At 63.4% G+C, this 25,476-nt stretch carries 28 protein-coding genes; 3 read left to right on the top strand and 25 right to left on the bottom strand.

The features are described from left to right. Nucleotides 1-138: 138 nt before the first annotated feature. Together V1294_RS19930 and V1294_RS19925 are read right to left on the bottom strand one after the other, a co-directional pair. Nucleotides 139-747 carry a class I SAM-dependent DNA methyltransferase gene (locus tag V1294_RS19930; protein ID WP_334499517.1) on the bottom strand — a complete coding sequence of 203 codons (609 nt, stop codon included), beginning with the start codon at nucleotides 745-747 and terminating at the stop codon, nucleotides 139-141. A gap of 28 nt (nucleotides 748-775) precedes the next feature. Beyond that, a complete protein-coding gene (locus V1294_RS19925) occupies nucleotides 776-1,129 on the bottom strand; it encodes a hypothetical protein (protein ID WP_334499515.1) in 354 nt (117 codons plus the stop codon). Between the two features lie 523 nt (nucleotides 1,130-1,652). Here V1294_RS19925 and V1294_RS19920 point away from each other — a divergent pair. Beyond that, a complete protein-coding gene (locus V1294_RS19920; protein ID WP_334504728.1) occupies nucleotides 1,653-1,892 on the top strand; it encodes a PilZ domain-containing protein in 240 nt (79 codons plus the stop codon). 142 nt (nucleotides 1,893-2,034) lie between these two features. Here V1294_RS19920 and V1294_RS19915 read toward each other — a convergent pair whose 3' ends face one another. The 23 genes from V1294_RS19915 to V1294_RS19805 all read right to left on the bottom strand — a co-directional run bounded on the left by V1294_RS19915 (nucleotide 2,035) and on the right by V1294_RS19805 (nucleotide 22,772). Beyond that, nucleotides 2,035-2,310: a DUF1467 family protein gene (locus V1294_RS19915; protein WP_334499513.1), complete on the bottom strand. Its 276-nt coding sequence runs from the start codon at nucleotides 2,308-2,310 to the stop codon at nucleotides 2,035-2,037. A 4-nt stretch (nucleotides 2,311-2,314) separates the two neighbouring features. Further along, nucleotides 2,315-2,719 carry a methylmalonyl-CoA epimerase gene (mce, locus tag V1294_RS19910; protein ID WP_108516251.1) on the bottom strand — a complete coding sequence of 135 codons (405 nt, stop codon included), beginning with the start codon at nucleotides 2,717-2,719 and terminating at the stop codon, nucleotides 2,315-2,317. A gap of 72 nt (nucleotides 2,720-2,791) precedes the next feature. Further along, nucleotides 2,792-4,462 carry a ribonuclease J gene (locus V1294_RS19905; RefSeq protein WP_334499511.1) on the bottom strand — a complete coding sequence of 557 codons (1,671 nt, stop codon included), beginning with the start codon at nucleotides 4,460-4,462 and terminating at the stop codon, nucleotides 2,792-2,794. Next, entirely contained in the window at nucleotides 4,462-5,274 is an 813-nt protein-coding gene (locus tag V1294_RS19900) for a biotin--[acetyl-CoA-carboxylase] ligase (RefSeq protein ID WP_334499507.1), read from the bottom strand. The genes V1294_RS19905 and V1294_RS19900 overlap by 1 nt, the downstream gene beginning before the upstream one ends. Then, entirely contained in the window at nucleotides 5,271-6,713 is a 1,443-nt protein-coding gene (gene nuoN, locus V1294_RS19895) for an NADH-quinone oxidoreductase subunit NuoN (RefSeq protein WP_334499505.1), read from the bottom strand. The genes V1294_RS19900 and nuoN overlap by 4 nt, the downstream gene beginning before the upstream one ends. A gap of 10 nt (nucleotides 6,714-6,723) precedes the next feature. Beyond that, the gene (locus V1294_RS19890; protein ID WP_334481151.1) at nucleotides 6,724-8,232 is read right to left on the bottom strand and encodes an NADH-quinone oxidoreductase subunit M; all 1,509 of its coding nucleotides are present in this window, start codon (nucleotides 8,230-8,232) and stop codon (nucleotides 6,724-6,726) included. Next, entirely contained in the window at nucleotides 8,232-10,304 is a 2,073-nt protein-coding gene (gene nuoL, locus V1294_RS19885; protein ID WP_334499503.1) for an NADH-quinone oxidoreductase subunit L, read from the bottom strand. Before nuoL ends, V1294_RS19890 begins: the two co-directional genes overlap by 1 nt. 10 nt (nucleotides 10,305-10,314) lie before the next feature. Further along, complete coding sequence (gene nuoK / locus V1294_RS19880) at nucleotides 10,315-10,623, bottom strand: NADH-quinone oxidoreductase subunit NuoK (protein ID WP_108516269.1); 309 nt, start codon at nucleotides 10,621-10,623, stop codon at nucleotides 10,315-10,317. After that, nucleotides 10,620-11,258: an NADH-quinone oxidoreductase subunit J gene (locus V1294_RS19875; RefSeq protein ID WP_108516271.1), complete on the bottom strand. Its 639-nt coding sequence runs from the start codon at nucleotides 11,256-11,258 to the stop codon at nucleotides 10,620-10,622. The genes nuoK and V1294_RS19875 overlap by 4 nt, the downstream gene beginning before the upstream one ends. 9 nt (nucleotides 11,259-11,267) lie before the next feature. Further along, on the bottom strand, nucleotides 11,268-11,762 hold the full coding sequence (gene nuoI / locus V1294_RS19870) for an NADH-quinone oxidoreductase subunit NuoI (RefSeq protein WP_247837164.1): 495 nt from the start codon (nucleotides 11,760-11,762) through the stop codon (nucleotides 11,268-11,270). A 7-nt stretch (nucleotides 11,763-11,769) separates the two neighbouring features. Then, the gene (nuoH, locus tag V1294_RS19865) at nucleotides 11,770-12,840 is read right to left on the bottom strand and encodes an NADH-quinone oxidoreductase subunit NuoH (RefSeq protein ID WP_108516275.1); all 1,071 of its coding nucleotides are present in this window, start codon (nucleotides 12,838-12,840) and stop codon (nucleotides 11,770-11,772) included. A 10-nt stretch (nucleotides 12,841-12,850) separates the two neighbouring features. Beyond that, nucleotides 12,851-13,570, bottom strand: a complete 720-nt coding sequence (locus tag V1294_RS19860; protein ID WP_334499499.1) for an aspartate/glutamate racemase family protein — start codon at nucleotides 13,568-13,570, stop codon at nucleotides 12,851-12,853. A gap of 4 nt (nucleotides 13,571-13,574) precedes the next feature. Continuing rightward, nucleotides 13,575-15,653 (bottom strand): NADH-quinone oxidoreductase subunit NuoG, encoded by a 2,079-nt coding sequence (gene nuoG, locus V1294_RS19855; RefSeq protein ID WP_334499497.1) that lies wholly within the window; start codon nucleotides 15,651-15,653, stop codon nucleotides 13,575-13,577. A gap of 7 nt (nucleotides 15,654-15,660) precedes the next feature. Next, nucleotides 15,661-16,155 carry a hypothetical protein gene (locus tag V1294_RS19850; protein ID WP_334499496.1) on the bottom strand — a complete coding sequence of 165 codons (495 nt, stop codon included), beginning with the start codon at nucleotides 16,153-16,155 and terminating at the stop codon, nucleotides 15,661-15,663. A gap of 2 nt (nucleotides 16,156-16,157) precedes the next feature. Further along, nucleotides 16,158-17,483, bottom strand: coding sequence for an NADH-quinone oxidoreductase subunit NuoF (nuoF, locus tag V1294_RS19845; protein WP_334499495.1), 1,326 nt, complete (start codon nucleotides 17,481-17,483; stop codon nucleotides 16,158-16,160). 19 nt (nucleotides 17,484-17,502) lie between these two features. Beyond that, complete coding sequence (locus V1294_RS19840) at nucleotides 17,503-17,718, bottom strand: hypothetical protein (RefSeq protein WP_334481160.1); 216 nt, start codon at nucleotides 17,716-17,718, stop codon at nucleotides 17,503-17,505. After that, complete coding sequence (nuoE, locus tag V1294_RS19835) at nucleotides 17,715-18,326, bottom strand: NADH-quinone oxidoreductase subunit NuoE (protein WP_334499493.1); 612 nt, start codon at nucleotides 18,324-18,326, stop codon at nucleotides 17,715-17,717. The genes V1294_RS19840 and nuoE overlap by 4 nt, the downstream gene beginning before the upstream one ends. Before the next feature lie 11 nt (nucleotides 18,327-18,337). Further along, nucleotides 18,338-19,297 (bottom strand): FkbM family methyltransferase, encoded by a 960-nt coding sequence (locus V1294_RS19830; RefSeq protein WP_334499491.1) that lies wholly within the window; start codon nucleotides 19,295-19,297, stop codon nucleotides 18,338-18,340. Further along, nucleotides 19,297-20,493: an NADH-quinone oxidoreductase subunit D gene (locus tag V1294_RS19825; RefSeq protein WP_334499489.1), complete on the bottom strand. Its 1,197-nt coding sequence runs from the start codon at nucleotides 20,491-20,493 to the stop codon at nucleotides 19,297-19,299. The genes V1294_RS19830 and V1294_RS19825 overlap by 1 nt, the downstream gene beginning before the upstream one ends. 2 nt (nucleotides 20,494-20,495) lie before the next feature. Then, entirely contained in the window at nucleotides 20,496-21,107 is a 612-nt protein-coding gene (locus V1294_RS19820; RefSeq protein ID WP_334481163.1) for an NADH-quinone oxidoreductase subunit C, read from the bottom strand. 11 nt (nucleotides 21,108-21,118) lie between these two features. Then, nucleotides 21,119-21,709, bottom strand: a complete 591-nt coding sequence (locus tag V1294_RS19815; RefSeq protein WP_417021152.1) for a NuoB/complex I 20 kDa subunit family protein — start codon at nucleotides 21,707-21,709, stop codon at nucleotides 21,119-21,121. After that, complete coding sequence (locus tag V1294_RS19810; protein WP_057856661.1) at nucleotides 21,700-22,065, bottom strand: NADH-quinone oxidoreductase subunit A; 366 nt, start codon at nucleotides 22,063-22,065, stop codon at nucleotides 21,700-21,702. The genes V1294_RS19815 and V1294_RS19810 overlap by 10 nt, the downstream gene beginning before the upstream one ends. A gap of 197 nt (nucleotides 22,066-22,262) precedes the next feature. Continuing rightward, the gene (locus tag V1294_RS19805) at nucleotides 22,263-22,772 is read right to left on the bottom strand and encodes a MarR family winged helix-turn-helix transcriptional regulator (protein WP_108516296.1); all 510 of its coding nucleotides are present in this window, start codon (nucleotides 22,770-22,772) and stop codon (nucleotides 22,263-22,265) included. 168 nt (nucleotides 22,773-22,940) lie between these two features. Between V1294_RS19805 and V1294_RS19800 the strand changes: the two genes are divergently transcribed. Further along, nucleotides 22,941-24,131, top strand: coding sequence for an aromatic ring-hydroxylating dioxygenase subunit alpha (locus V1294_RS19800; protein ID WP_334499487.1), 1,191 nt, complete (start codon nucleotides 22,941-22,943; stop codon nucleotides 24,129-24,131). Nucleotides 24,132-24,171: 40 nt separating this feature from the next. Beyond that, on the top strand, nucleotides 24,172-25,464 hold the full coding sequence (locus tag V1294_RS19795) for a spinster family MFS transporter (RefSeq protein WP_334499484.1): 1,293 nt from the start codon (nucleotides 24,172-24,174) through the stop codon (nucleotides 25,462-25,464). Nucleotides 25,465-25,476 lie beyond the last annotated feature (12 nt).

Here is a 25,476-nt window from a genome sequence, read left to right as displayed (position 1 = left end):
TCTGCCCCCCCGTGCCGGTGCGGGAGCTCTCACGCACTCCCGCTTCAGGAAATTCGATCCGATATCGGCCTTTTTCTTGACCGGAGCATAGCCGCAAAACGCGACCAGCGTTCACCGTCCGCATTTGCGCCTCGCGTCTCACATGAGCTGCGCGAGCCAGATGGTGTGGCCGCCGCAGTCGGGGTCCTCGACGACATGCGACACAACGCGAAATCCGTTCCGGTCGAGCAATGAACGATATTCGGCCGGGTCGAGGCTCGCATGATGCAGCGGCTCGCCCGCAAGACTTCCGATCGCCTCCCCATGCGCGGGACCGCTGGTGAACATCAGGGCCGCTTCCGGGGCTGCGTGCTCGCGAAACACCGGAAACATCCGGCGTTGGTCATCGTGGCAGAGGTGAAAGAAACTGTCCCACGCCAGAATGCCGGAAAACGTCCGCCGCAGGGCAAGCTTGCGCATATCGGCGACGATCCATTTCTGCTTGGGAAAATGTCGCCGGCAGACATCGATCATGGCCGGGGATGAATCTACGCCAACGACGGGATGACCAAGTTCGATCAGATACGCCGCCATTGGCGCTGCGGATCCGCAGCCGAGATCGAGGATCGGGCCAGCCGGCGGCAGCAGCGCCCGGAAACGATCGAGCCAGGATTTTTCAATCAGTCTGGTGCGTCCGCGACTCTCGATCCAGTCCGATGCCTTGCGCTGGTAGAGATCGATGATCCCTGCGGCTTCTTCCGACGCCATTGGCTCACGCACCACTAGTCGACCGAGCCTAGAATGTTTCCCGTTCCAGGAAGTTCGATCCGATGTCTGCCTTTTTCTTCACGGGGTCATAGTCGCAAAAGACGCTATCGGCGACCAGCGTGTAGCTCGGGAAGATCGTGTCCTTGTTCAGCTTGACGGAAGTCAGGCCGATGACGGCGGTCTGCTTGCCGCCGGTCCATTTGAACGGGGTCGTGCTCGGCGCCTTCTCACAGGCGACCACCGCGTCGGCGAAAACCGAGCTCTCGACGAAGGCCTTCACGGTCCGAAGCTGCCCCAGCGTCTTCCAGTTCATGTAGAACGATCCGGCGAGGCCGGCGGCGAGCAGAACCACAAGCAATAACAAAATACGCTGAAAATTCATCATATCCCCCAGCCGGAACGGACCGGTGCAAAATTAACCGATCCCGCCGGATTTGTCAGAACCCGAATACTACCCGAGGAACCCTCCAGCGGGCTATTGCCGCGATAGCCTAGATGTGACTAACGGTATCGTTCGGCCTTCAAAATCGGATCAGGGACATCCGGTGACTAGTGACGATCCAGACGCGATTGTATTGCGGCCCACCGTCATTGGCGGCGCCCGCCAGGACGACGACTATGAGGTGATCTGGCGCGGCTTCCAGGTCGGACGGTTAATGAAGCAGGCGGATAGCCCGCACTGGTGGTGGGCTTGCACCGTCTATGGGCTACCCCCGAGCCCTAATGACCGAGGGCCCGCCATCAATTACAAGGACTGCCAGGTCCGCTTCCGGCTAGCCTGGGCCAGAATCAGGCCCACGCTGACCAACGAGACCATGGAGGCTGCAACGCGGCACGCCCAGGGGTTGCTGGAGCAACAAGCGGCGAAGGGCGCGGAGCCCAAGGCACCTGAACCGCTTCAGGTTCTGGAAAACCATCGCGCGGCACCTCGGCACCGGGTATTGAAGGCAGGCTCCATCGAGTTCAACGGCGGCGTCATCGACTGCACCATCCGGAATGTATCGGACACCGGCGCTGCACTCGAAGTCGCCAGTCCGGTCGGCGTCCCCGACAGCTTCTGGTTGGTGGTCTCGGGCGATCATACGCGCCGCTACTGCCGGGTGGCCTGGCGAACGGACAAGCGGATAGGCGTCGCGTTCGACTAGGCGGGAATGCGATTAAGTTGGGCCGTGACGACGGTCCATCTGGTGCCCCGGACGCGAGCGGCGTGAGTACTGGGAAGCGGGACCCATTCTACTTTGCATGGGGTTGTTTTCGAGATTTTGTGTCCGGCCCTGCGGTGTGGGGTCAAAACGGCAGCCCCATCAGCTTCGACAGCCGTTCGATGTTCAGGTAGCCCTGATGATACGCCCACATCCCAATGCCGAAAACCACGCCCGAGATCAGCGTGGTCCAGAGCAGCTTGTAGCCCATCCGCGCCATCACCGGTGCGCCGGGATCGGTGCCGGGCGCGCCCTCGCCGTCCTCGTGCTGGCTGCGGACGCCGAACGGCAGCGTCGTGAACAGCACGACCCACCAGAGCACGAAGTAGATCGCAAGCGCTGTGGAGACACTATAAGCCATGGGTTCAGGCCTGCTCGATTTCGACCAGCGCGCCGGAAAAATCCTTCGGATGGAAAAACAGCACCGGCTTGCCGTGGGCGCCGATCTTCGGCACGCCGTCGCCGAGGACGCGCGCGCCCTCGCTGATCAGTCTGTCGCGCGCGGCGATGATGTCGGGCACGTCATAGCAGATGTGATGGATGCCGCCATCGGCGTTGCGCTCGACGAATTTGGCGATCGGCGAGGCCTCGCCGAGCGGCTGGATGAACTCGATCTTGGTGTTGGGCAGCGTCACGAACACGGTGATGACGCCATGCTCCGGCAGCGGCACCGCGCCGGAGATTTCGGCGCCGAACGCGCCGCCATAGATCTTGGCGGCTTTTTCCGCGTCCTTGACCGCGATCGCAACGTGATTAAGCCGGCCCAGCATGACACTCACTCCCTGCTTCCTGCGTCTTCCCGACGAGAGCCCGCCGGCTCGCCTGACGACGCCCTTTTTACCTCAAACCGTCAGAACATGAACGAGGCAAATCGGCTTCTTGCCCCACTGCTCGTTGATGACGGCCCGCACCGCGCGACGCACCGATTCCGCCGTCGCGTCCGCATCGCGCCGGCGCGCCCGCGGCAGGTTTTCCACCGTCGAAACCACCGTATCGAACACGATCTCATCGATCACCTCGCCGGCCGCATTCTTCTCGGGGATGCCGACGAGATCGACCTCGGGATCGTCGGCCAGTTCGCCCTTGTCGGTCATGGCGATCGCCACGAAGGCGCAGCCGGCAAATCCCATCCGGCGCCGCTCGACCACGGCGCGGGACTTGGAATCCTCCAGTATGTTGCCGTCCTTGTAGAGCCGCCCCGACGGCAACTCGTCGATGATGCCGGGATCACCGGGCCCGAGCTTGACCAGATCGCCATTGCGGCAGGTCAAGACCTTCGGCACGCCGGCGGTGCGCGCCAGCTTGGCATGCTCGGAGAGATGCAGCGCCTCGCCATGGACGGGAATCAGGATCTGCGGGCGTACCCATGAGATCATGTCGCGCAGTTCGTCGCGGCGCGGATGGCCGGAGACGTGGACGAGATCAGTGCGGTCGGTAATGACCTCGATGCCCTGCACCACCAGCCCGTTGATGATGGCGCCGACCGCCTTCTCGTTGCCGGGGATGGTACGCGAGGAAAAGATCACGCTGTCGCCCTTGTTCAGCGTCACCTGCGGATGGTCGTTATTGGCGATCCGGGCGAGCGCCGCGCGCGGCTCGCCCTGGCTGCCGGTGCACAGCGCCAGCACCTTGTCCGGCGGGAAATGCCCATAATAATCGGCGCCACGAAAATTCTGCACGCCATCGAGATAGCCGGTCTCGCGGGCGACCTGCACCACGCGCTCCATGGCGCGGCCGACCACCACCACTTCGCGATCGGCGGCCTTGGCGGCATCCGCCACCGCTTTCACGCGCGCGACGTTGGAGGCAAACGTGGTGACGGCGACCCGACCCTTGGCGCCCTTCACCAGCTTGGCGATGGTGGCGGCAACCTCGGTTTCCGAGGGCGAGCGTCCTTCCCGCACCGCGTTGGTGGAATCCCCGACCAGCGCCAGCACGCCTGCATCGCCGAGTTCGCGCAGGCGCCGCTCGTCGGTCGGCAGGCCGATGATCGGCGTTGGGTCGATCTTCCAGTCGCCGGTGTGGAGCACGGTGCCGGCGGAGGTATGGATCGCCAGCGCATGCGATTCCGGAATCGAGTGCGCGACCGGGATGAACTCGACGGTGAACGGCCCGAGATTGACGCGGCCGCCCGACGGCACCACGGTCACCGGGATCTTCGGCGGATTGCGCTCGGCGGCGCATTTGGCCTCGAACAAGGCGGCGCTGAATTTGGTGGCATAGACCGGGCATTGCAGCTTTGGCCAGAGGTCCATAATCGCGCCGAAATGGTCCTCATGGGCATGCGTCAGCACGAGGCCCATCAGGTTCTTGCGCTCCTTCTCCAGGAAGCGGATGTCGGGCATGATCAGGTCGATGCCCGGCAGATGCTCCTCATCGCCGAAGGAAACGCCGAGATCGACCGCGAGCCAGGACCGCTGGTTTCGGTTGCCGAGCCCGTAGATCGACAGGTTCATGCCGATCTCGCCGACGCCGCCGAGCGGCGCAAAGGTCAGTTCATCCGGCCGCGCCATCAGGCCGCTCCCACTGACGCCGCAGCGCCGAAATATACCTCGCCCGCAGTGACGGCCGCGCGCTTGCCCTCCGCTGTGCGGACGATCAGGCAGCCGCTCTCGTCGATGGTATCGAACGTGCCCTCGACGGTCGCGGCTCCAGTCTGGATTGCAACCCGCTCGCCAAGGCCGAACGCGCGCTCCAGCCACAGTTTTCGGATGTCGGCAAAGCCGCGGCCATTGTCCCAGATGCCATGGAATTCGACCCAGGCATCCGAGAGCGCCGCAAACAGTTCCTCCGCGCCGATTTGAACGCCGAGCGCGGCCAGCGAGGTCGCCGGCGTCGGCGTGCCCTCGGGCGCAGCAATGACGTTGGTGCCGATGCCGACCACCACGGCCAGGCGATTGCCGGCTACGGCCTCGGCCTCCAACAGAATGCCGGCGAGCTTCTGCCCGTCCGCCATGACGTCGTTGGGCCATTTCAGGGCGTATCTCAGAGGCCCGGCGCCGGCCCGCCGCAAATTGGCTTCGATGCTGAGTTTTTGCAGCGCGCGTTCCAGCGACAGCCCTGCGGCAAAGCCCAGTGTCGCCGCGATGCCGGGCGACACGTCCATGACTTCGAGAATGCTGCTGGCGAGGTTGCCGCGCGGCGCGATCCAGGCGCGCTGCCGGCGGCCCCGGCCCGCCGTCTGTTCCGTCGTCACGAACCACACAGGTCCCCGCTCGCCATCGCGGGCGCGGGACATGGCTTCGGCGTTGGTCGACCCGATCTGGTCGAAGGCGGCGAGGCCGTAGCCCGCCGATCTGGCTTTGGAACCGAGCGTAAAAGTCATCCTGGGAACAGCGACTTCGCCGCCGTCGTGGCGACGCTGACCAGCGGCCCCGGATAGACGAAGAAGAAGATGTTGAAGATGCCCGCGACCGCCAGCACCGTCCGCAGTTCGATCCGCATCGGCTCGATATGGCCGGCCGGCTCGTCGAAATACATCACCTTGATGATGGTGAGATAGTAGAACGCGCCCACCACGCTGGTCAGCACGCCGATGACGGCGAGCGTGAACAGGCCCGCCTTGATCGCGGCCACGAACACGTACCATTTGGCGAAGAACCCCGCGAGCGGCGGAATGCCCGCCAGCGAGAACAGCAGCATGGCGAAGAAGAAGGCCAGCAGCGGATTGGTGCGCGACAGGCCTGCGAAATCGCTGATCTGCTCCATCGGCTGGCCGTCGCGCTTCATGGAAAGGATGACCGCGAAGGTGCCGAGCGTCATCGCGACATAGATCGCGATATAGACCAGCACGCCCTGCGCGCCCTCCACTGTGCCCGATGCGAGCCCGACCAGCGCAAAGCCCATATGGCCGATCGAGGAATAGGCCATCAGGCGCTTGATGTTCTTCTGCCCGATCGCGGCGAACGAGCCCAGCGCCATCGAGGCGATCGCGACAAAGACGAGGATCTGCTGCCATTGCGGGACGATGCCCGGGAAAGCCGTCAGCGTCACCCGGGTGAACACCGCGAGTGCAGCGACCTTCGGGGCGGAGGCAAAGAACGCCGTGACCGGCGTCGGCGCGCCCTCATAGACGTCGGGCGTCCACATATGGAACGGCACGGCGGATACCTTGAAGCAGAGCCCGGCCAGCAGGAACACCAGGCCGAAGACGATGCCGACGCTGCCGGTTTTCACTGCGGCGGCGATGCCGGCAAAATCGACCGTGCCGGTGAAGCCGTAGATCAGCGAGGCGCCGTACAGCAGCATGCCGGAGGACAGCGCGCCGAGCACAAAGTACTTCAACCCGGCCTCGGTGGACTTGGCGTTGTCGCGGTTAGAGGTAGCGACCACGTAGAGCGCGAGCGACATCAGCTCGAGCCCGAGATAGAGCATGATGAGGTCGGCAGCCGAGATCAGCACCATCATGCCGAGCGTGGAGAGCAGCACCAGGATCGAATATTCGAAAATCCGCCGCGACGGGTCGGACAGGAACTCCGTCGACAGGATCAGCGTCACCGCCGAGCCGATGATCGCAAGGATCTTCAGGAAGCGGGCAAAATCGTCGACGATGAAGCTGCCGCCGAAGGTCGTGAGCTTGCCGGCCGGCAGCATCAGCTCGAGCGCGCCGGTCACGACCAGCAGCAGCACCGCAAGCGTGGTAACCAGCCTGGTCGTCCCCTCGCCGCGATAGGCGCCCAGCATCAACAGCGCCATGGCGCCGACGGCCAGCACCAATTCCGGCAGCACCGGCAGCAACTGATAACCTGCACTTGAGAAGCTCATGGTGGCGGCCTTACTGGACCAGCGCGGCTGCCTTCACGGCAGTCACGGCGGCATTGTAATTGTTGACGAGTTGCTGGACCGAAGCCGCCGACATGTCGAGCACCGGCTTCGGATAGACGCCGAACAGGATGGTCAGCGCGACCAGCGGGAACAGCGTCAGGCTCTCTCGTAACGTCAAGTCCTTGATGCTGGCGAGCGAAGGCTTGGTCAGCGCACCGAACACCACCTTGCGATAGAGCCACAGCGCATAGGCCGCCGACAGGATCACCCCGAGCGTGGCAAAGGTCGCCGTCGGGATCGAGACCTTGAAGGTGCCGACCAGCGTCATGAATTCGCCGACGAAGCCGCTAGTGCCGGGAAGGCCGACATTGGCCATAGTGAACACCATGAACACCAGCGCGTAGAGCGGCATCCGGTTGACGAGGCCGCCATAGGCGACGATCTCGCGGGTGTGCATGCGGTCGTAGACGATACCGACGCAGAGGAACAGCGCGCCGGAGACGATGCCGTGCGAGACCATCTGGAACACGCCGCCCGCCACGCCCTGCGTGGTGCCGGCGAAGATGCCCATGGTGACGAAGCCCATATGGGCCACTGACGAATAGGCGATCAGCTTCTTGATGTCTTCCTGCATCAAGGCCACCAGCGAGGTGTAGACGATGGCGATCACCGACAGCGTGAAGATGATCCAGGCGAAATCATGCGACGCCAAGGGGAACATCGGCAGCGAGAAGCGCAGGAAGCCGTAGCCGCCCATCTTCAACAGGATCGCGGCCAGGATCACCGAGCCCGCGGTCGGCGCCTCGACGTGGGCATCGGGAAGCCAGGTGTGCACCGGCCACATCGGCATCTTCACCGCAAAGGAGGCAAAGAACGCCAGCCACGCCCAGGTCTGCAACGAGCGCGGCACTGCCGTCTGCATCAGCGTCGGGATGTCGGTCGTGCCGGCATTCCAGTACAGCGCCATGATCGCGAGCAGCATCAAGACCGAGCCGAGCAGCGTGTAGAGGAAGAACTTGAACGATGCGTAGACCCGGCGCGGGCCGCCCCAGACGCCGATGATCAGGAACATCGGGATCAGGCCGCCTTCGAAGAACAGGTAGAACAGCACGAGGTCGAGCGCGGAGAAGGTGCCGACCATCAGCGTTTCCAGCAGCAGGAACGCCATCATGTATTCGCGCACGCGCATCGTGATCGATTTCCAGCTCGCGATGATGCAGAACGGCATCAAGGCAGTGGTCAGGATCACGAACGGCAGCGAAATGCCGTCGACACCCATGTGATAGGTGATGCCGCTGGCGAGCCAGTTCGCCTTTTCGATGAACTGGAAATCCGGATTGGCGGCGTCGAAGCGCCAGACCAGGATCAGCGACACCGCAAAGGTGACCAGCGTGGTCCACAGCGCGATCCAGCGCGCATTGCGCCGCGCGGCCTCGTCGTCGCCGCGGGTGAGATAGATCGCCAGCGCGCCGATGATCGGCAGGAACGTGACAACCGAAAGGATGGGCCAGGTTGTCATTACTGGCCTCCCAAGCCGAACATGAACCAGGTGATCAGCCCCGCGACCCCGATCAGCATCGCAAAAGCATAGTGATAGAGGTAACCGGTCTGGATCTTCACCACGTTGCGGGTGACATCGAGCACGCGCGCCGAGACGCCATCCGGGCCGAAGCCGTCGATGACCAAGCCGTCACCCTTTTTCCAGAGGAAGTAACCGATCCGCTTGGCCGGGCGGACGAAGATGAAATCATAGAGCTCGTCGAAGTACCATTTGTTGAGCAGGAACTGGTAGAGCATCTGGTGCTGGCCGGCGAGTTCGACCGGCAGATACGGCCGGCGGATGTAGAACAGCCACGACACCAGGAAGCCCAGCACCATCATGACCGTCGGCAGGAACGCAATCGCCTGCGGAATGTGATGCATTTCATCAATGATGTGCGGGTGCATCTTGAGCGACTGGCCGAAGAACTCTTCCACGCCATGGCCCGCGAACACCTCCTTGAACGGGAAGCCGGCCAGGATGGAGCCAGCGGCGAGAATGCCGATCGGCACCAGCATCCACATCGGCGCCTCGTGAGCGGCCTCATAGTGATGCCGGTCGTGCGGCTCGCCGTGGAACGTCTTGAAGATCAGGCGCCAAGAATAGAACGAGGTCAGGCCCGCCGCGATCACCGTCATCGCGAAACCGTAGAACGCGAAGGGGTTATGCGCGACATAGGCGGACTCGATGATCGCGTCCTTGGAGAAATAGCCGGCCGTCAGCGGAAAGCCGGTCAGCGCCAGCGTACCGATCACCATCACGCTGTAGGTGTAGGGGATCTTGTCCTTTAAGCCCCCCATGTTGCGGATGTCCTGCTCGTGATGCATCGCGTAGATCACCGAGCCTGAGCCTAAGAACAGCAGCGCCTTGAAGAAGGCGTGCGTGAACAGATGGAACATGCCGACCGAATAGGCCCCTGCCCCCATCGCCACGAACATGTAGCCGAGCTGCGAACAGGTTGAGTAGGCGACGATGCGCTTGATGTCGTTCTGCACGAGGCCGACGGTCGCCGCAAAGAACGCGGTGGTGGCGCCGAAGAACATGACGACGGCCTGCGCGTTGGGCGCGAGCTCGAACAGCGGCGACAGCCGCGCCACCATGAACACGCCGGCGGTCACCATGGTCGCGGCGTGGATCAGCGCGGAGACCGGCGTCGGGCCTTCCATCGCGTCCGGCAACCAGGTGTGCAGCAGGAACTGGGCCGATTTGCCCATCGCGCCCATGAACAGCAACAGGCAGGTCAGCGTCAGCGCATCGGCATGCCAGCCGAAGAAGTTGATGGTCTTGCCCGACAGCCCCGGCGCGCCGGCGAAGATCGTCTCGAAGTCGGTCGAGCCGATCAGCATAAAGATCGCGAAAATGCCGAGCGCGAAGCCGAAGTCGCCAACGCGGTTGACGATGAAGGCCTTGATTGCCGCCGCGTTCGCCGAGGGCTTGTGGTACCAGAAGCCGATCAGCAGATAGCTCGCCAGACCGACGCCCTCCCAGCCGAAGAATAGCTGTACCAGATTGTCAGCCGTCACCAACATCAGCATCGCGAAAGTGAACAGCGACAGATAGGCAAAGAACCGCGGCCGGTACGGATCCTCGTCCATGTAGCCGATGGAATAGAGATGCACGAGGGAAGAGATGGTGTTGACCACCACCAGCATCACGGCCGTCAGCGTATCGACGCGCAGCGCCCACGATACCTGCAGATCGCCGGAATTGATCCAGGGGAACAGCGCGATCCTGGCGTCGTGGTGCATGAAGCCCACATCGACCAGCGTCACCCAGGATAGCGCTGCGGAAACGAATAGAAGTCCTGTCGTAATCAGCTCGGCCGCGCGCGATCCCTGAGCCGGCGGCTCCGAGACATGATGGTCGTCGTGGCCGTGATCGTCGTGGGCATGCTCGTCATGGGCATCGGCGGCATGCGCGTGAGCGCCATGCCCATGGTCGTGATGTTTGACCTCATCGCCGCTCGGATTTCGCGCATGCGCGCCGAAGATCGCGATCAGGCCAGCCAGAATGGCGCCCAGCAGCGGCAGAAAGACAATTGCCTGAACCATAGCCGCGCCCTTAGCCCTTCATCAGATTGACGTCTTCAACCGCGATCGAGCCGCGGTTGCGGAAATAGACCACCAGCACGGCAAGACCGATCGCAGCTTCCGCGGCGGCGACCGTCAGCACCAAAAGCGCGAACACCTGGCCGACGATGTCGCCGAGGAAGGTCGAGAACGCCACCAGGTTGATGTTGACCGCGAGCAGGATCAGCTCGATCGACATCAGGATGACGATGATGTTCTTGCGGTTTAAGAAGATGCCGAGAATCCCGATCGTGAACAGGATGGCGCCGACCGCGAGATAGTGTCCCAGACCGATCGTCATTTCACCCACTCCGCCGCATCCGCATCCTGCAGGCCCTGCCCGGACGCCACCTGGCGCACGGCCATCGCGAGCTCCGGCGTGCGCGCGTTCTGCACGTTGATGTCCTGCCGCTTGACCTTCGCCTTGTGGCGCAGCGTCAGCACGATGGCGCCGATCATCGCCACCAGAAGCACCATGCCGGCGATCTGGAAGTAGTGGATGTACTTCGTATAGAGCACCAGCCCGAGCGCCTCGGTGTTGCTGACATTGGTCGGGATCGCCGCCGTGATCTGCTTGACGGTGCCGGGACTGATGACCCAGCCGCCGGCAACCAGCAGCAGTTCGGCCAGGAAGATGCCGCCGATCACGAGGCCGATCGGCAGATATTCCAGAAAGCCTTCGCGCAACTCGGTGAAATCGACGTCGAGCATCATGATCACGAACAGGAACAGGACGGCGACCGCGCCGACATAGACCACGATCAGCATCATCCCGAGGAATTCGGCGCCCAACAGGATGAACAGGCCGGAAGCGTTGACGAACGCCAGGATCAGGAACAGCACGGAGTGCACGGGATTGCGCGACACAATCACCATGACCGCCGACGCCACGCAGACGCCGGCAAAGAGATAGAAGAACAGCGCGGTCAGGATCATGCCCTCACCTCACCGGTACGGCGCGTCGAGTTCGATTGCTTTCGCAATCTCGCGCTCCCAGCGATCGCCATTGGCGAGCAGTTTCGCCTTGTCATAATAGAGTTCCTCGCGGGTCTCGGTCGCGAATTCGAAATTCGGTCCCTCGACGATGGCATCGACCGGGCAGGCCTCCTGGCACAGGCCGCAATAGATGCATTTCACCATATCGATGTCGTAGCGCACGGTGCGGCGGGTGCCGTCGTTGCGGCGCGGCCCGGCCTCGATGGTGATCGCCTGCGCGGGGCAGATCGCCTCGCACAGCTTGCAGGCGATGCAGCGCTCCTCGCCGTTCGGATAGCGGCGCAGCGCGTGCTCGCCGCGGAAGCGCGGCGAGATCGCTCCCTTCTCGAAGGGATAGTTCAGCGTCGGCTTCGGCTTGAAGAAATAGCGCATGGCGAGAAAGAACGCCGATACGAATTCGCTCAAGAGAAGCGCACGGGCGGTTGCGTTGACGTTGACACTCATGACGGCCTCACTTCGGCGCGATGCCGGCGAATTGCAGCACGCCGGCCACAATCACCACCATCGCCAGCGACAGCGGCAGGAACACTTTCCAGCCGAGCCGCATCAGTTGATCGTAGCGGTAGCGCGGCACGATCGCCTTCGCCATCGCGAACAGGAAGAACATGAAGAACACTTTTAGCGCGAACCAGATCACGCCGGGGATCCAGTTGAACGGCGGCAGGTCCACCGGCGGCAGCCAGCCGCCGAGGAACATGATCGTCGCCAGCGCGCACATCGTGGTGATCGCGACATATTCGCCGAGCATGAACAGCAGATACGGCGTCGAGCCGTATTCGGTCATGAAACCCGCGACCAGTTCGGATTCCGCCTCCACCAGATCGAACGGCGGGCGGTTGGTTTCGGCCAGCGCCGAGACATAGAACACCACGAACATCGGGAACAGCGGCCACACATACCAGTTCAGGATGGTGAGCTGCGGCAGGCCGATCAAGCTGGCGAAGCCGCGGGTGTTCTGCGCTTCCACCAAGGCCGAGAGATTGAGTGAGCCGGCGCACAGCAAGACGGTGATGATGACGAAGCCGATCGAGACTTCGTAGGACACCATTTGCGCCGCGGAACGAAGCGCGGCCAGGAACGGATATTTCGAATTCGACGACCAGCCGGCCATGATGACGCCGTAGATCGACAGCGACGAGATTGCGAAGATGTAGAGCACGCCGACATTGATGTCGGAGATGACCCAGCCGAGATCCATCGGGATGACGGCCCAGGCGGCCAGCGCCAGCACGCAGGACACCAGCGGCGCCAGCAGGAACACGCCCTTGTTGGAGCCGGACGGAATGACCGGTTCCTTCAGCACGAACTTCAGAAGATCCGCGAAGGATTGCAGCAGGCCCCAGGGGCCGACCACGTTGGGGCCGCGGCGGATCTGCACCGCCGCCCAGATTTTGCGGTCGGCGAGCAGGATGTAGGCGATCGCGATCAGGAGCACGACGAGCAGCAGGACGCTCTGCGCGACCATGACGATCAGCGGCCAGAGAAAACCGGTCCAGAACGAGCTTGCGAAGAAATCAGCCATCAGGTCACGCTCATTCTGCTGCTTGCGCGGTTGGGACGTGGCCGAGCGCGAAATTCACCGCGGCATCAGCATGGATTAAAGTAGTGTCGAACATCGGAAGCGGCGTATTCCCCTCATTGAGCAGCATACCGACTTCGGTGCAGCCAAGCACGAGGCAGTCCGCGCCCTTTGCCTTGAGCCGCTGCGCGACGTCGACAAAGACGGCGCGCGAGGCTTCGGTGACGCGGCCGACGCAAAGCTCGTCATAGATGATCTGATGTACCAGCGCACGGTCGGACTCGTCCGGCGTGATTGCATCGAGGCCGAATTTCTCTCGCAGTCGGCCCGTGTAGAAATCCTGCTCCATGGTGAAACGGGTCGCCATGATGGCGGGTTTGCGTTTGCCGGATGTGCGAATCTTCTCCGCCGTCGCGTCAGCGATGTGCAGGAAGGGGACACCGATCGCGGCCTCGATGGCGTCAGCAACCTTGTGCATGGTGTTGGTGGCGAGCACGATCACCTCTGCCCCCGCCTCTTCCAGGCGCCGGGCGATGACGGCAAGACGCGCGCCCGCTTCCTCCCAGCGGCCGTCTGCCTGCATCTGTGCAATGGGGGCAAAATCGACCGACCACATCAGGATTTCGGCCGAGTGCAAGCCACCGAGCGCCTCGCGGATGCGCGCGTTCAGCCGCGCATAATAATGCGCGGTTGATTCGCAGCTCATGCCGCCGATGAGGCCGATGACTTTCATCGCATCACTCCGCTGCCGTCAGCATCTTCCCGGACGCAAGCCGGGAGCATTCCGCCATCACCGCCGAGGCCCGGGCGATCGGGTTGGTCAGATAGAAATCCTCGACCGAACTCTTGAACGGGGTCTTGTCGACCTTGCCGCCCTTCTTACCCGCCAGCGCCTTGACGTCACTGGCCTTGCCGGGCTCGATCTGGTCGATCCGCATCAGATGCGGGACGGCCTTGAACAGCGCCTGACGCAACGCCCCAAGGGAATCATAGGGCAGCTTCTTGCCCAGCACATCCGACAGCGCGCGGACGATCGCCCAGTCCTCGCGCGCCTCGCCCGGCGGGAACGCCGCGCGGTTCGCGATCTGCACCCTGCCCTCGGTATTGACGTAGAGGCCGGATTTTTCGGTATAGGCCGCGCCCGGCAGGATGACGTCGGCGCGGTGCGCGCCGCGGTCGCCATGGGTGCCGATATAGACCACAAACGTGCCATCCGGCACTTTCACTTCATCCGCGCCGAGCAGGAACAGCACGTCGAGCGTGCCGAAGGTCGTCATCTGCGCCAGGCTGAGGCCGCCTTTGCCGGGCGCGAAGCCGATATCGAGCGCGCCCGCGCGAGACGCCGTATCCTGCAGCACGGCAAAGCCGTTCCAGCCATCCTTGAGCGCGCCCGTGCCTGCCGCGACCTTGGCCGCCAGCGCCAGCACCGCCGCGCCGTCATGCCGCGAAAGCGAGCCGGCGCCGACCAGCACCATCGGGTGCTTGGCGCCTTTCAGCACCTCGGTGAAGGAATGCTTGCCGCTGGCGAGCTCGCCCAGCGTATCGGTGCCCGCGCCGAGATAGTCGTAATCATAGGTGAGATCGGCCTTGGGGCCGACCAGCGCGACCTTGAGCTGGCCGGTGCGCCAGCGCTTGCGGATGCGCGCGTTGAGGACGGCGGCTTCCTTGCGCGGATTGGCGCCGATGATCAGCAGCGCGTCGGCCTGCTCGATCCCGGCAATGGTCGGGTTGAAGATCCAGGTCGCCCGTCCCGCCTTGGCGTCGAAGGCGTCGCCGCCCTGTACCGCCAAATTGGTCGAACCGTACTGGCCGAGCAGATCCTTGAACGCGAACATCTCCTCGACGGCGGCGAGATCGCCGGCAATGGCGCCGATCCGCTTGCCGTCGCTCATCTTGACCTTGGCCGCAACCGCCGCGAACGCCTCCTGCCACGACGCGGCGCGCAGCTTGCCGTTGTCGCGGATATAGGGCCGGTCGAGCCGCTGCGTGCGCAGGCCGTCGACGACGTGGCGGGTCTTGTCCGAAATCCATTCCTCGTTCACGGCCTCATTGATGCGCGGCAGGATCCGCATCACCTCACGGCCGCGGGTATCGACGCGGATCGCCGAGCCAACGCCATCCATGACGTCCACCGACTGGGTCTTGCCCAGCTCCCATGGGCGCGCGGCGAACGCATACGGCTTCGAGGTCAGCGCGCCCACGGGGCAGATATCGACGAGGTTGCCCTGCAATTCCGAGGTCAGCGCCTGCTCCAGATAGGTCGTGATCTCCATGTCTTCGCCGCGGCCGGTCGCGCCCATCTCGGGGACGCCGGCGACTTCGGCGGAGAAGCGGACGCAGCGCGTGCACTGGATGCAGCGGTTCATCGAGGTCTTGACCAGCGCGCCGAGATATTTGTCCTCGACCGCCCGCTTGTTCTCGGCAAAGCGCGAAGTGTCGACGCCGTAGCCCATCGCCTGGTCCTGCAGATCGCACTCGCCGCCCTGGTCGCAGATCGGGCAATCCAGCGGGTGGTTGATCAGCAAGAATTCCATCACGCCTTCGCGCGCCTTCTTGACCATCGGCGAACGCGTGGAGATTTCCGGCGGCTCGCCCTTCGGACCGGGCCGGCAGTCGCGCACGCCCCAGGCGCAGCTTGCGACCGGCTTCGGGCCGCCCTTCACCTCCACGAGGCACATCCGGCAATTGCCGGCGATCGACAGCCGCTCGTGGTAGCAGAAGCGCGGAATTTCGGCGCCCGCGGCCTCGCAGGCCTGCAGCAGCGTGAACTCTGCGGGTACATCGATCTCTTTGCCGTCGATGATGAGTTTGGTCATTGCGGTCTCAGGTCTTTCCCAGCTTGCAGTCTGGCGGTGTAACGCTGGCGGTCTTCAGCGACGTCTTGATCCATTGCTGGGTCTCGGCGCCATAGGTCGCGAGATAGGCCGGCTGCGCCGCGCTCTTCTCGCACAGGAACGGCAGATGCGGCTTCAGGTCGTAGTCGCAGGAGGCCAGCCACTCGCGCTTTCCCGCGAAGGCACCGATCGCCTCCTCGCAGGCGTAAAGGAAGTAGGTGACGAAGCTCTCGTACTGCACCTGCTCGTCGCGCCCCGTAGCCTTGATCATCTCGTAGTCCGGCTGCGCGAACTTCGGATTCTTGAATGCCAGATCGGTGTACCCCAGAAACGCCTGCCGCGCGCTGGTGGCGCGGTTGTTGGTGCGGATCTCGTTGATCTGGATCAGGATCGCAACAAAGCCGAGCAGCGCCACGGTCGCCTGCGCCATCTGCGCCAGCGTCCCGTATCTCTGCCACCAGAAGCTCGGTTGCGACATCGTCATCCCTACTCCGCCGCGACCATGTTCACGGGATCGCGCACACCGATATCGTCGATATCGGCCTTGTGCGAATACTGGTCGATGCGCGCCTCGATCTCGTGACGGAAATGCGCGATCAGCCCCTGGATCGGCCAGGCCGCGGCGTCGCCAAGCGCGCAGATGGTGTGGCCTTCGACCTGCTTGGTCACTTCCAGCAGCATATCAATCTCGCGCTTGTGGGCGCGGCCTTCGGCCATGCGGGTCAACACGCGCCACATCCACCCCGTGCCTTCGCGGCACGGCGTGCACTGGCCGCAGCTCTCATGCTTGTAGAAATAGGAAATGCGGGCGATCGCCCGAATCAGGTCGGTCGACTTGTCCATCACGATCACGGCGGCGGTGCCGAGACCGGAGCGCAATTTGCTGAGGCTATCGAAATCCATCGGCGTGTCGATGATCTGCTCGGCCGGCACCATGCGCACCGACGAGCCGCCGGGGATCACGGCCTTCAGATTGTCCCAGCCGCCGCGAATGCCGCCGCAATGGCGCTCGATCAGTTCGCGGAACGGAATCCCCATCGCCTCTTCGACGTTGCAGGGCCGCTCGACATGACCGGAGATACAAAACAGCTTGGTGCCGACATTGTTCGGCCGGCCAATCGCGGCGAACCACGCCGCGCCGCGCCTGAGAATGTCCGGCGCAACTGCAATGGATTCGACATTGTTGACGGTGGTCGGGCAGCCGTAGAGGCCGACATTGGCCGGGAATGGCGGCTTCAGCCGCGGCTGGCCCTTCTTGCCCTCGAGGCTCTCCAGCAGCGCGGTCTCTTCGCCGCAGATATAAGCGCCGGCGCCGTGGGCGACATAGATGTCGAACGGCCAGCCGTTGATATTGTCCTTGCCGACCAGTTTTGCCTCATAGGCCTGGTCGATCGCGGCCTGCAGATGCTCGCGCTCGCGGATGAACTCGCCCCGCACATAGATGTAGCAAGCATGCGCGTTCATCGCGAAGCTGGCGAGCAGGCAGCCTTCGACCAGCAGATGCGGATCATGCCGCATGATCTCGCGGTCCTTGCAGGTGCCGGGCTCGGACTCATCGGCATTGACGACCAGATAGCTCGGCCGCCCGTCGGTGGATTCCTTCGGCATGAACGACCATTTCAGCCCGGTCGGAAAGCCCGCCCCGCCACGCCCGCGCAGGCCGGAGGCCTTCATCTCGTTGATGATCCAGTCGCGCCCCTTGTCGATGATCGCCTTGGTGCCGTCCCACGCGCCACGGCGGCGCGCGCCCTCAAGCCCCCAATCGTGGAGGCCGTAGAGGTTCTTGAAGATGCGATCCTTGTCGTCGAGCATGACTTGAAGCTTCCTCAGATCAACGATTGGACTGCGCGTAAGCGAGACCCGCGGCGCATCCGCCGAAGGTCAACGCCCACAACAGGCTGGATTCGAGCGTCGCGCTCAGCGCGTAACGCTGCAGCAGAAAAATGAAAACGGCCGCCGCGATGGCGTGCATGCCGATATAGCGCCAGTTCTTCATCGCGCTGACCCTTCCCTGCCCGACCACGGGCAATGTGCCGTCACGCTTCATGTGATTTCCTTCAGCGTCGTAGGCCCGCCCACCGGCGCCGAGAACTGACGGTCGATCTGCGGTCCCGGCTTCGGCGGATTGCCTGACGCGAAGCCGTCGAGCACCTTGCCGAAGTTTTCCTTGGTCAGGTCCTCATAGGTGTCCTTCCAGATCAGCACCATCGGCGCATTCACGCAGGCGCCCAGGCACTCGACCTCTTCCCAGCTAAAATTGCCGTCCTTTGACAGATGGAAGGGATCGTGATGGATGCGGCTCTGGCACACCTTGATGATGTCCTCGGCGCCGCGCAGGCGGCACGGCGTGGTGCCGCAGACCTGCACATGGGCTTTCTTGCCGACCGGCTGCAGTTGAAACATTGTGTAGAAGGTCGCCACTTCCAGCACGCGGATGTAGGGCATTTCGAGGAGGTCGGCGACGGCGCGGATCGCGGCCTCCGAAACCCATCCCTCATGCTGTTCCTGGACGCGCCACAGGATCGCAATCACTGCGGACGCCTGGCGACCCGGCGGATACTTTTCGATCTGCGCCTTGGCCCAGGCGAGGTTCTCTTCCGAGAACGTAAAGCTCGCGGGCTGCAATTCCTTCGGTGCGAGGCGGCGGACGGACATCGTTCAGTCTCTCATTGCACGCGGCGCCCGGCTTTCGCATTGAGCGCATCGATCCGGGCGAGCCAGAATGCGCTTGCGGTGCCGAACACGTTGTAGCCGACATGGGTTGAAACCTTGATCCGGTCCAGAATCGAAAGGTCGGTCACGGTTTCAAGGCGATTGCTGCGCGGGTCGTAGACGATCAGCTTCAGCGGAGTCTGTTCGAGCATGTAGCGCGACACGGTGTGCTGGGGATCGTTGCCGTGTTCCTCACAGAGCAGCACGCTGTCACCCTGCATCAACCGCACGCCGCCCTTCATGGCCTCGATCTCGACGCCCTCGACGTCAAGCTTGATCAGATATTTGCCGCCGGGGGCGACCTTGCCGTCGTCGAGCAGGTTATCCAGCGCGATGACAGGCACCTCCTCGCCATCAGACTGGTCGCCGGCGATGCTGAAGGCCTCATGCTTGGTGCCGGACAGCCGCGCGGTGCCGCATGTCGCGCCGATCGCGCATTTCATGGCTTCGAAGCGATTGCCGTTGATTTTGGCGTTGTTGGCAAGCTTCGGAAAATTCTGCCCTGATGGTTCGATCGCGATCGCCTTGCGCGAACCAAACGGCTTGCTCGATACCAGGACCGACCAGTAGCCGTAATTGGCGCCGCAATCGAGCAGCGTGTAGTCGACGTCGGCGGAATCCTTGAACAGCAGCTCGAGTTCGTTCTCGTAATGGTAGGTGCGGTTGAGCAGCTTGCTCCAGTAGCCGTCGCCATAGGGAAACTCGAAGGTCGCGTCGGGATTGAGTTTGATCTGGATGCCGCGCTCGGGCAGCGTCGTGCGCAGGAGATTGGCGCACATATTGTAGCCGCGGTGCGAAAAATTCGACGCCACCTTCGAACCCAGCACCAGCGCAATCGCGGCCAAACGCTCCCACGCGTTCGCGCCAACGAGCGCGCCCGAAGCCCGGTCAAACTGGATGGGCGCCTGCGCCATCACCTATCGACCTCTCCGAACACGATATCGAGCGAGCCGAGAATGGCGGAGACGTCGGCGAGCAGATGGCCTTTGCAGATAAAATCCATCGCTTGCAGATGGGCAAAGCCCGGCGCGCGGATCTTGCACTTGTAGGGCTTGTTGGTGCCGTCGGAGACCAGATAGACGCCGAACTCGCCCTTCGGCGCCTCTACCGCGGCGTAGACCTCGCCGGCCGGCACGTGCACGCCTTCGGTATAGAGCTTGAAGTGATGGATCAGCGCTTCCATCGAGCGCTTCATCTCGCCGCGACGGGGCGGCGCGATCTTGTTGTCTTCGACGACGACCGGGCCCTGGCCATCCGGCGCGCGCAGTTTCGCAATGCACTGCTTCATGATGCGCACGGACTGGCGCATCTCTTCCATGCGGATGCAGTAGCGGTCGTAGCAGTCGCCGTTCTTGCCGATCGGAATATCGAAATCCATCTCGGCGTAGCATTCATAGGGCTGCGCCTTGCGCAGGTCCCAGGCAGCGCCCGAGCCGCGCACCATCACGCCGGAGAAGCCCCACTCCCAGGCCTGCTGCAGCGTCACCACGCCGATATCGACGTTGCGCTGCTTGAAGATGCGGTTGCCGGTCAGAAGCGTTTCGAGGTCCGCGACGACCTGCAGGAACGGATCGCACCAGGTCTCGATGTCGTCGATCAGTTTTGGCGGCAGGTCCTGATGCACGCCGCCGATACGGAAATAGGTCGCATGCATGCGCGCGCCGGAGGCCCGCTCATAGAACACCATGAGCTTTTCGCGCTCTTCAAAGCCCCACAGCGGCGGCGTCAGCGCGCCGACGTCCATCGCCTGGGTGGTGACATTGAGCAGATGCGACAGGATGCGACCGATCTCGCAATAGAGCACGCGGATCAACTGGCCGCGGCGCGGCACCGTGATGCCGAGCAGCTTTTCCGCCGCGAGACAGAACGCGTGCTCCTGATTCATCGGCGCCACGTAATCGAGCCGGTCGAAATATCCAATCGCCTGCAGATAGGTCTTGTGCTCGATCAGCTTTTCTGTGCCGCGGTGAAGCAGGCCGATATGCGGATCGACGCGCTCGACGACTTCGCCATCGAGCTCCAGCACCAAGCGCAACACGCCATGCGCGGCCGGATGCTGCGGCCCAAAGTTGATGGTAAAATTGCGAAGGTTTTGCGGTTGTTCGTTCATGGTCAGGCCTTCGGTTCAGCCTTCTCATCGCCCGGCAGCGGATAGTCCGCGCCTTCCCACGGCGAGAGGAAATCGAATTTGCGGAATTCCTGGTTGAGGCGGACCGGCTCGTAGACCACCCGCTTCTCCTGGTCGTCGTAGCGGACCTCCACGAAGCCCGTGAGCGGGAAATCCTTGCGCAGCGGATGGCCGTCAAAACCGTAATCCGTCAATAGCCGCCGCATGTCGGGGTGGCCGGTGAAGATCACGCCATAGAGATCGTAGGTCTCGCGCTCGAACCAGTCGGCGCCGGGAAACACCTCGATGATCGAGGGTACCTGCGTGGTTTCGTCGGCCTCGGCGCGGACGCGGATGCGCTCATTCAGCGTCGGCGACAACAGGTGGTAGACCACGTCGAAGCGCTTTTCGCGGCCGGGATAGTCGACCGCCGTCACGTCGGTGATGTTGATGAAGCGCAGCGCGGGATCATCGCGCAGGTACTTCATGACCTCGACAATCTTCGTCGCATCGACCGTGACGGTGAGCTGGTTGAACGCGACCGCATGGGCGCTCGCCGCGCCGCCAAGCGCGCTAACAATCGTCTGCCCAAGGGCGTCGAGCTTGCCGTCGTCCATTACCTAAAACCTTAGCGTTCGATGGTCCCGATGCGCCGGATCTTCTTCTGCAGCAGCAATATGCCGTAGAGCAGCGCCTCCGCCGTCGGCGGGCATCCGGGCACGTAGATGTCGATCGGCACGATGCGGTCGCAACCGCGCACCACCGAGTAGGAATAGTGATAGTAGCCGCCGCCATTGGCGCACGACCCCATCGAGATCACGTAGCGCGGCTCAGGCATCTGGTCGTAGACCTTGCGCAGCGCCGGCGCCATCTTGTTGGTCAGCGTGCCCGCCACGATCATGACGTCGGACTGCCGCGGCGAAGCGCGCGGGGCGAAGCCGAAGCGCTCGACGTCGTAGCGCGGCATCGACACCTGCATCATCTCGACCGCGCAGCAGGCAAGGCCGAACGTCATCCACATCAGGGATCCCGTCCGCGCCCAGGTGATCAGGTCGTCGGCGGCGGCGACGAAGAAGCCCTTGTCCGAAAGCTCGTGGTTGACCTCGAGGAAGAACGGATCATTGGCGCCGACCGGCCTGCCGGTAGCGGGATCGAGAATGCCCTTCGGCGCCTGCGCGATCGCGGGCGAAGAGCCTGTTGCTGTCGGGCTCAGTCCCATTCCAGCGCGCCTTTCTTCCACTCATAAGCAAAGCCGACCGTGAGGACGGCGAGGAACACCATCATCGACCAGAACCCGGTGGCGCCGAGCTTGCCGAAGGCGACCGCCCACGGGAACAGGAACGCCACTTCGAGGTCGAAGATGATGAAGAGGATCGCGACCAGATAGAAGCGGACGTCGAACTTCATACGGGCGTCGTCGAATGCGTTGAATCCGCATTCATAGGCGGAGAGCTTTTCCGGATCCGGCTGCTGGAACGCGACCAGGAACGGAGCGATCAGGAGCGCCAGACCGATCAGGCTCGCCACCCCGATAAACACGACAAGTGGAAGGTAATTCTGCAGGATGCCGGTCATCGGCGGTGCCTTTTCCTGCGGATTTGGCCGCAGATTCGTTGATTGGAATTATTCTTGGCTTAGCGCAGCGCAACAGAGGGCGCAAGACAAGCCGGCTTGAGGGTAATGCCTGCGTTTGACGCATCCGCAGAACCCGAAAAAGTGTTGCGTTCCGGCCTCGCCCGACCAACGCGCGTCGGGCCGCAAGGTGCCGAATTTCAGTTCAAATCCTTTTCATCCGCGAGCATCTGGGCGGCCGTGTCCGTCAGGCGGTCGATCTGCCCCAGCAGTACCTCGAGCTCGTCCTTGCCCAGCTGTTCCAGGAGCCGCCGGTTGCGCTCCTGCGCGCCTGCCACAATGGTGTCATGCGCCGCCAGGCCCGCCTTGGTCAGACAAACCAGCGTCTCGCGGTTGTCCCGCGGATTGACCTCCTTGGCGACCAGCTTCCGCGTGACCAGTTCCGCCAGTGCGCGGCTGATCTGCCCCTTGTCCATGCCGACCGCTTCCGCGAGCCTGATGACGCTCATCGGCGGCCGCCGCCCCAGCGAGGCCACCAGACCGAACTCCACCGAGGACAGCCCCGCCAGCCGCTTGTAGCGCAGGATCGCGCCGCGCTTGAGCAGATTGGCCAGCACCATCAGCCGCGACGACATCATCGCGGTGATCGGCGCCAGCTCCTCAGCCGCAGCGGGCGGCGGCGCGGCCTGCTTTCCCGGTTTCTGGTTCATAGCAAACCTCTGCCAACAAAGTAGGCCGGTGCCAAGCTCGCCGGCGATGGCGATCGAACAAGACAATCGACCGATACGATATGACGATCGTTGACATTGTCATCTATTTGCATTTCACTAAACTTCCATACGACCGCGGCGCCAAAAGCCGCGGCGGGAGGAAACGGCATGAACATTACGCAGCGGGATCGCGATCTCGGGACCGGCTATGCCATGAAGCCGTCCACCACGCGGACCGAACTGACCTCGGTCGGCCGCGGCACGCCGATGGGCGAACTGCTGCGGCGCTACTGGCACCCCGTCGGACTTGTTGCCGACGCTACCGATATCCCCAGAAAACTACGCGTGCTCGGCGAGGACCTGGTGCTGTTTCGCGACAGGCACGCCCGAGTCGGCCTGCTGCACGCCCGCTGCTGCCATCGCGGCACCACGCTCTATTACGGCAAGGTCGAGGAAGATGGCATCCGCTGCTGCTATCACGGCTGGAAGTTCGACACCGAGGGCCGTTGCCTCGAACAACCCTGCGAGCCCGAAGGCGGCCTGTTCAAGGACAAGGTGCGCCAGCCCTGGTATCCCCTGCAGGAACGCTACGGCCTGATCTTCGCCTACCTCGGGCCCGCCGAGAGGCAGCCGGCCCTGCCGCGCTACGAATGCCTGGAAAACATGGACGATGGCGAGTTCGTCGAGGCCGATGACTCTTCCATCGGTGGCGGCGGCCCCGCCGTCATCCCCTGCAACTGGCTGCAGCATTTCGAAAACGTGGTCGACCCCTACCACGTCCCGGTGCTGCACGGCTCGTTCTCGGGGCCGCAATTCACCAACATGATGGCCTCGATGCCGGAGGTGAAGTTCGAGATGTCGCCGCGCGGCGTCATCGTGCGCTCGATCCGACGTCAGGACGACGGCAGGGTGTTTTATCGAGTGACGGAAGCCGCCCTCCCCACGCTGCGCGTCGTGCCCAATCCGCGCGTCGCGCAATTCGCTCGCGTCGAATCGATCGGCTGGACGCTGCCGATCGACGACACGTCGTTCCGCATCTATGTCGCCGGCCGGGTGAAGAATTCGGGCGACATCGGGCGGATGCGCTCAAAATTCAACGGCAAGTTCTGGTGGGACATGACCGAACAGGAGCACCAGCAATTCCCGGGCGACTACGAGGCGCAGGTCGGCCAGGGCCCGGTGACGCTGCACTCAGAAGAGCATTTCGGCCAGAGCGACCGCGGCATCCTGATGATCCGGCGGATGCTGGGCGATCAGCTCGAAGCTTTGGCCGCGGGCCGCGATCCGATCGGCGTCTCCTTTGATTCAAACGCGCCGCCGGTTGAATTCGAGGCGGGGAATTTCATTCGCGAGGCGTGAGCCGGCACGTTCGGCAAAAGACAACATCCAGGGGGAAAGCATGGTCGATCTCGCGCCGCAGGCGGCTGTTCAAGCGGAGGCCGCCGCAAGGCCCTCGATCCGGCGCTATTACGTGCTCGCGCTGTTGACCGGCATCTATGCGCTGAACTTCCTCGACCGCACCATCTTCAACGTCCTGATCGAGCCGATCAAAAAGGAGTTTGCGCTCAGCGACACCACGATGGGCTTGCTGGCAGGCTTCGGCTTCGTGCTGTTCTATTCGCTGCTCGGCATCCCGATCGCGCGCCTCGCCGACCGCTTCAACCGCCGCAACATCGTTGCCGTTGCGCTGGCGTTCTGGAGCGCGATGACGGTGTTCTGCGGCATGGCGCACAGCGTGACGACGCTGGCGCTCGCGCGCATCGGCGTCGGCATCGGCGAATCCGGCGGCACGCCCGCCTCGCAGTCGATCATTGCCGATCTCTTCAGCAAGAACGAACGCCCGCGGGCGCTCGGCGTCTACGCCATCGGCACTTATCTCGGCGTATTCCTCGGCTATTTCATCGGCGGCTATGTCAACCAGTACTACGGCTGGCGGATGGCGTTCTGTGTCGCCGGCCTGCCCGGCATCGCGCTCGCCGCGGTGCTGTGGCTGACGATCTCCGAGCCGAAGCGCGGGGCGATGGCGGAGGCGTTCACGCCGGAGCCGATCAGGCCGACGCTCGGCTTCCTCGCCTCGCAGCGAACGTTTGTCATTTTGCTCGCGGGCTTTTGTCTCACCACCTACACCAACTACGCGACCTCGGCCTGGATTCCGCCGTTCCTGGCGCGGGTGCACCATCTCTCCAGCGCCGAAATCGGCACCTATGCCGGCACCTTCAAGGGGCTGTGCGGCATCGCCGGCACGCTGCTCGGCGGATTCATGGTGGCCCAGATCAGCCGCCGCGACGATCGCTGGAAGCTGTGGGCACCCGCGATCACGTCAGGCCTCGCGGGACCGGTGTTTGCGCTTTGCATGCTGACTCCGGACTTCACCACGATGGTGGCGACACTGGCCGCCACCTCGTTCCTGGTCGGCTTTCATCTCGGCCCGATCTTTGCGATCGCGCAAACTGTCGCCAAGCCGAGCATGCGGGCGCTGGCTTCCGCCATCATGCTGCTGACAGCCGCCGGATTCGGCCAGGGCGTCGGCCCGCTCGCGGTCGGCATGCTCAACGACGCGCTGAAGAATGACTATGGCGCCCAGGCCGTGCGGTATTCGCTGCTGTCGGCTGCGGTCACGACCACGCTCGGCGCCCTTTTGTTCATCAGGGCAGCACGGTCGATACGCGCCGACATTCAGCGGGCGAGCTGACCGGCCGGCTCG

Origin of the sequence: Bradyrhizobium sp. AZCC 1678, assembly GCF_036924765.1 — a bacterium.
Taxonomy (GTDB): domain Bacteria; phylum Pseudomonadota; class Alphaproteobacteria; order Rhizobiales; family Xanthobacteraceae; genus Bradyrhizobium; species Bradyrhizobium algeriense.
This window is presented reverse-complemented; position numbering and strand designations above follow the sequence as displayed.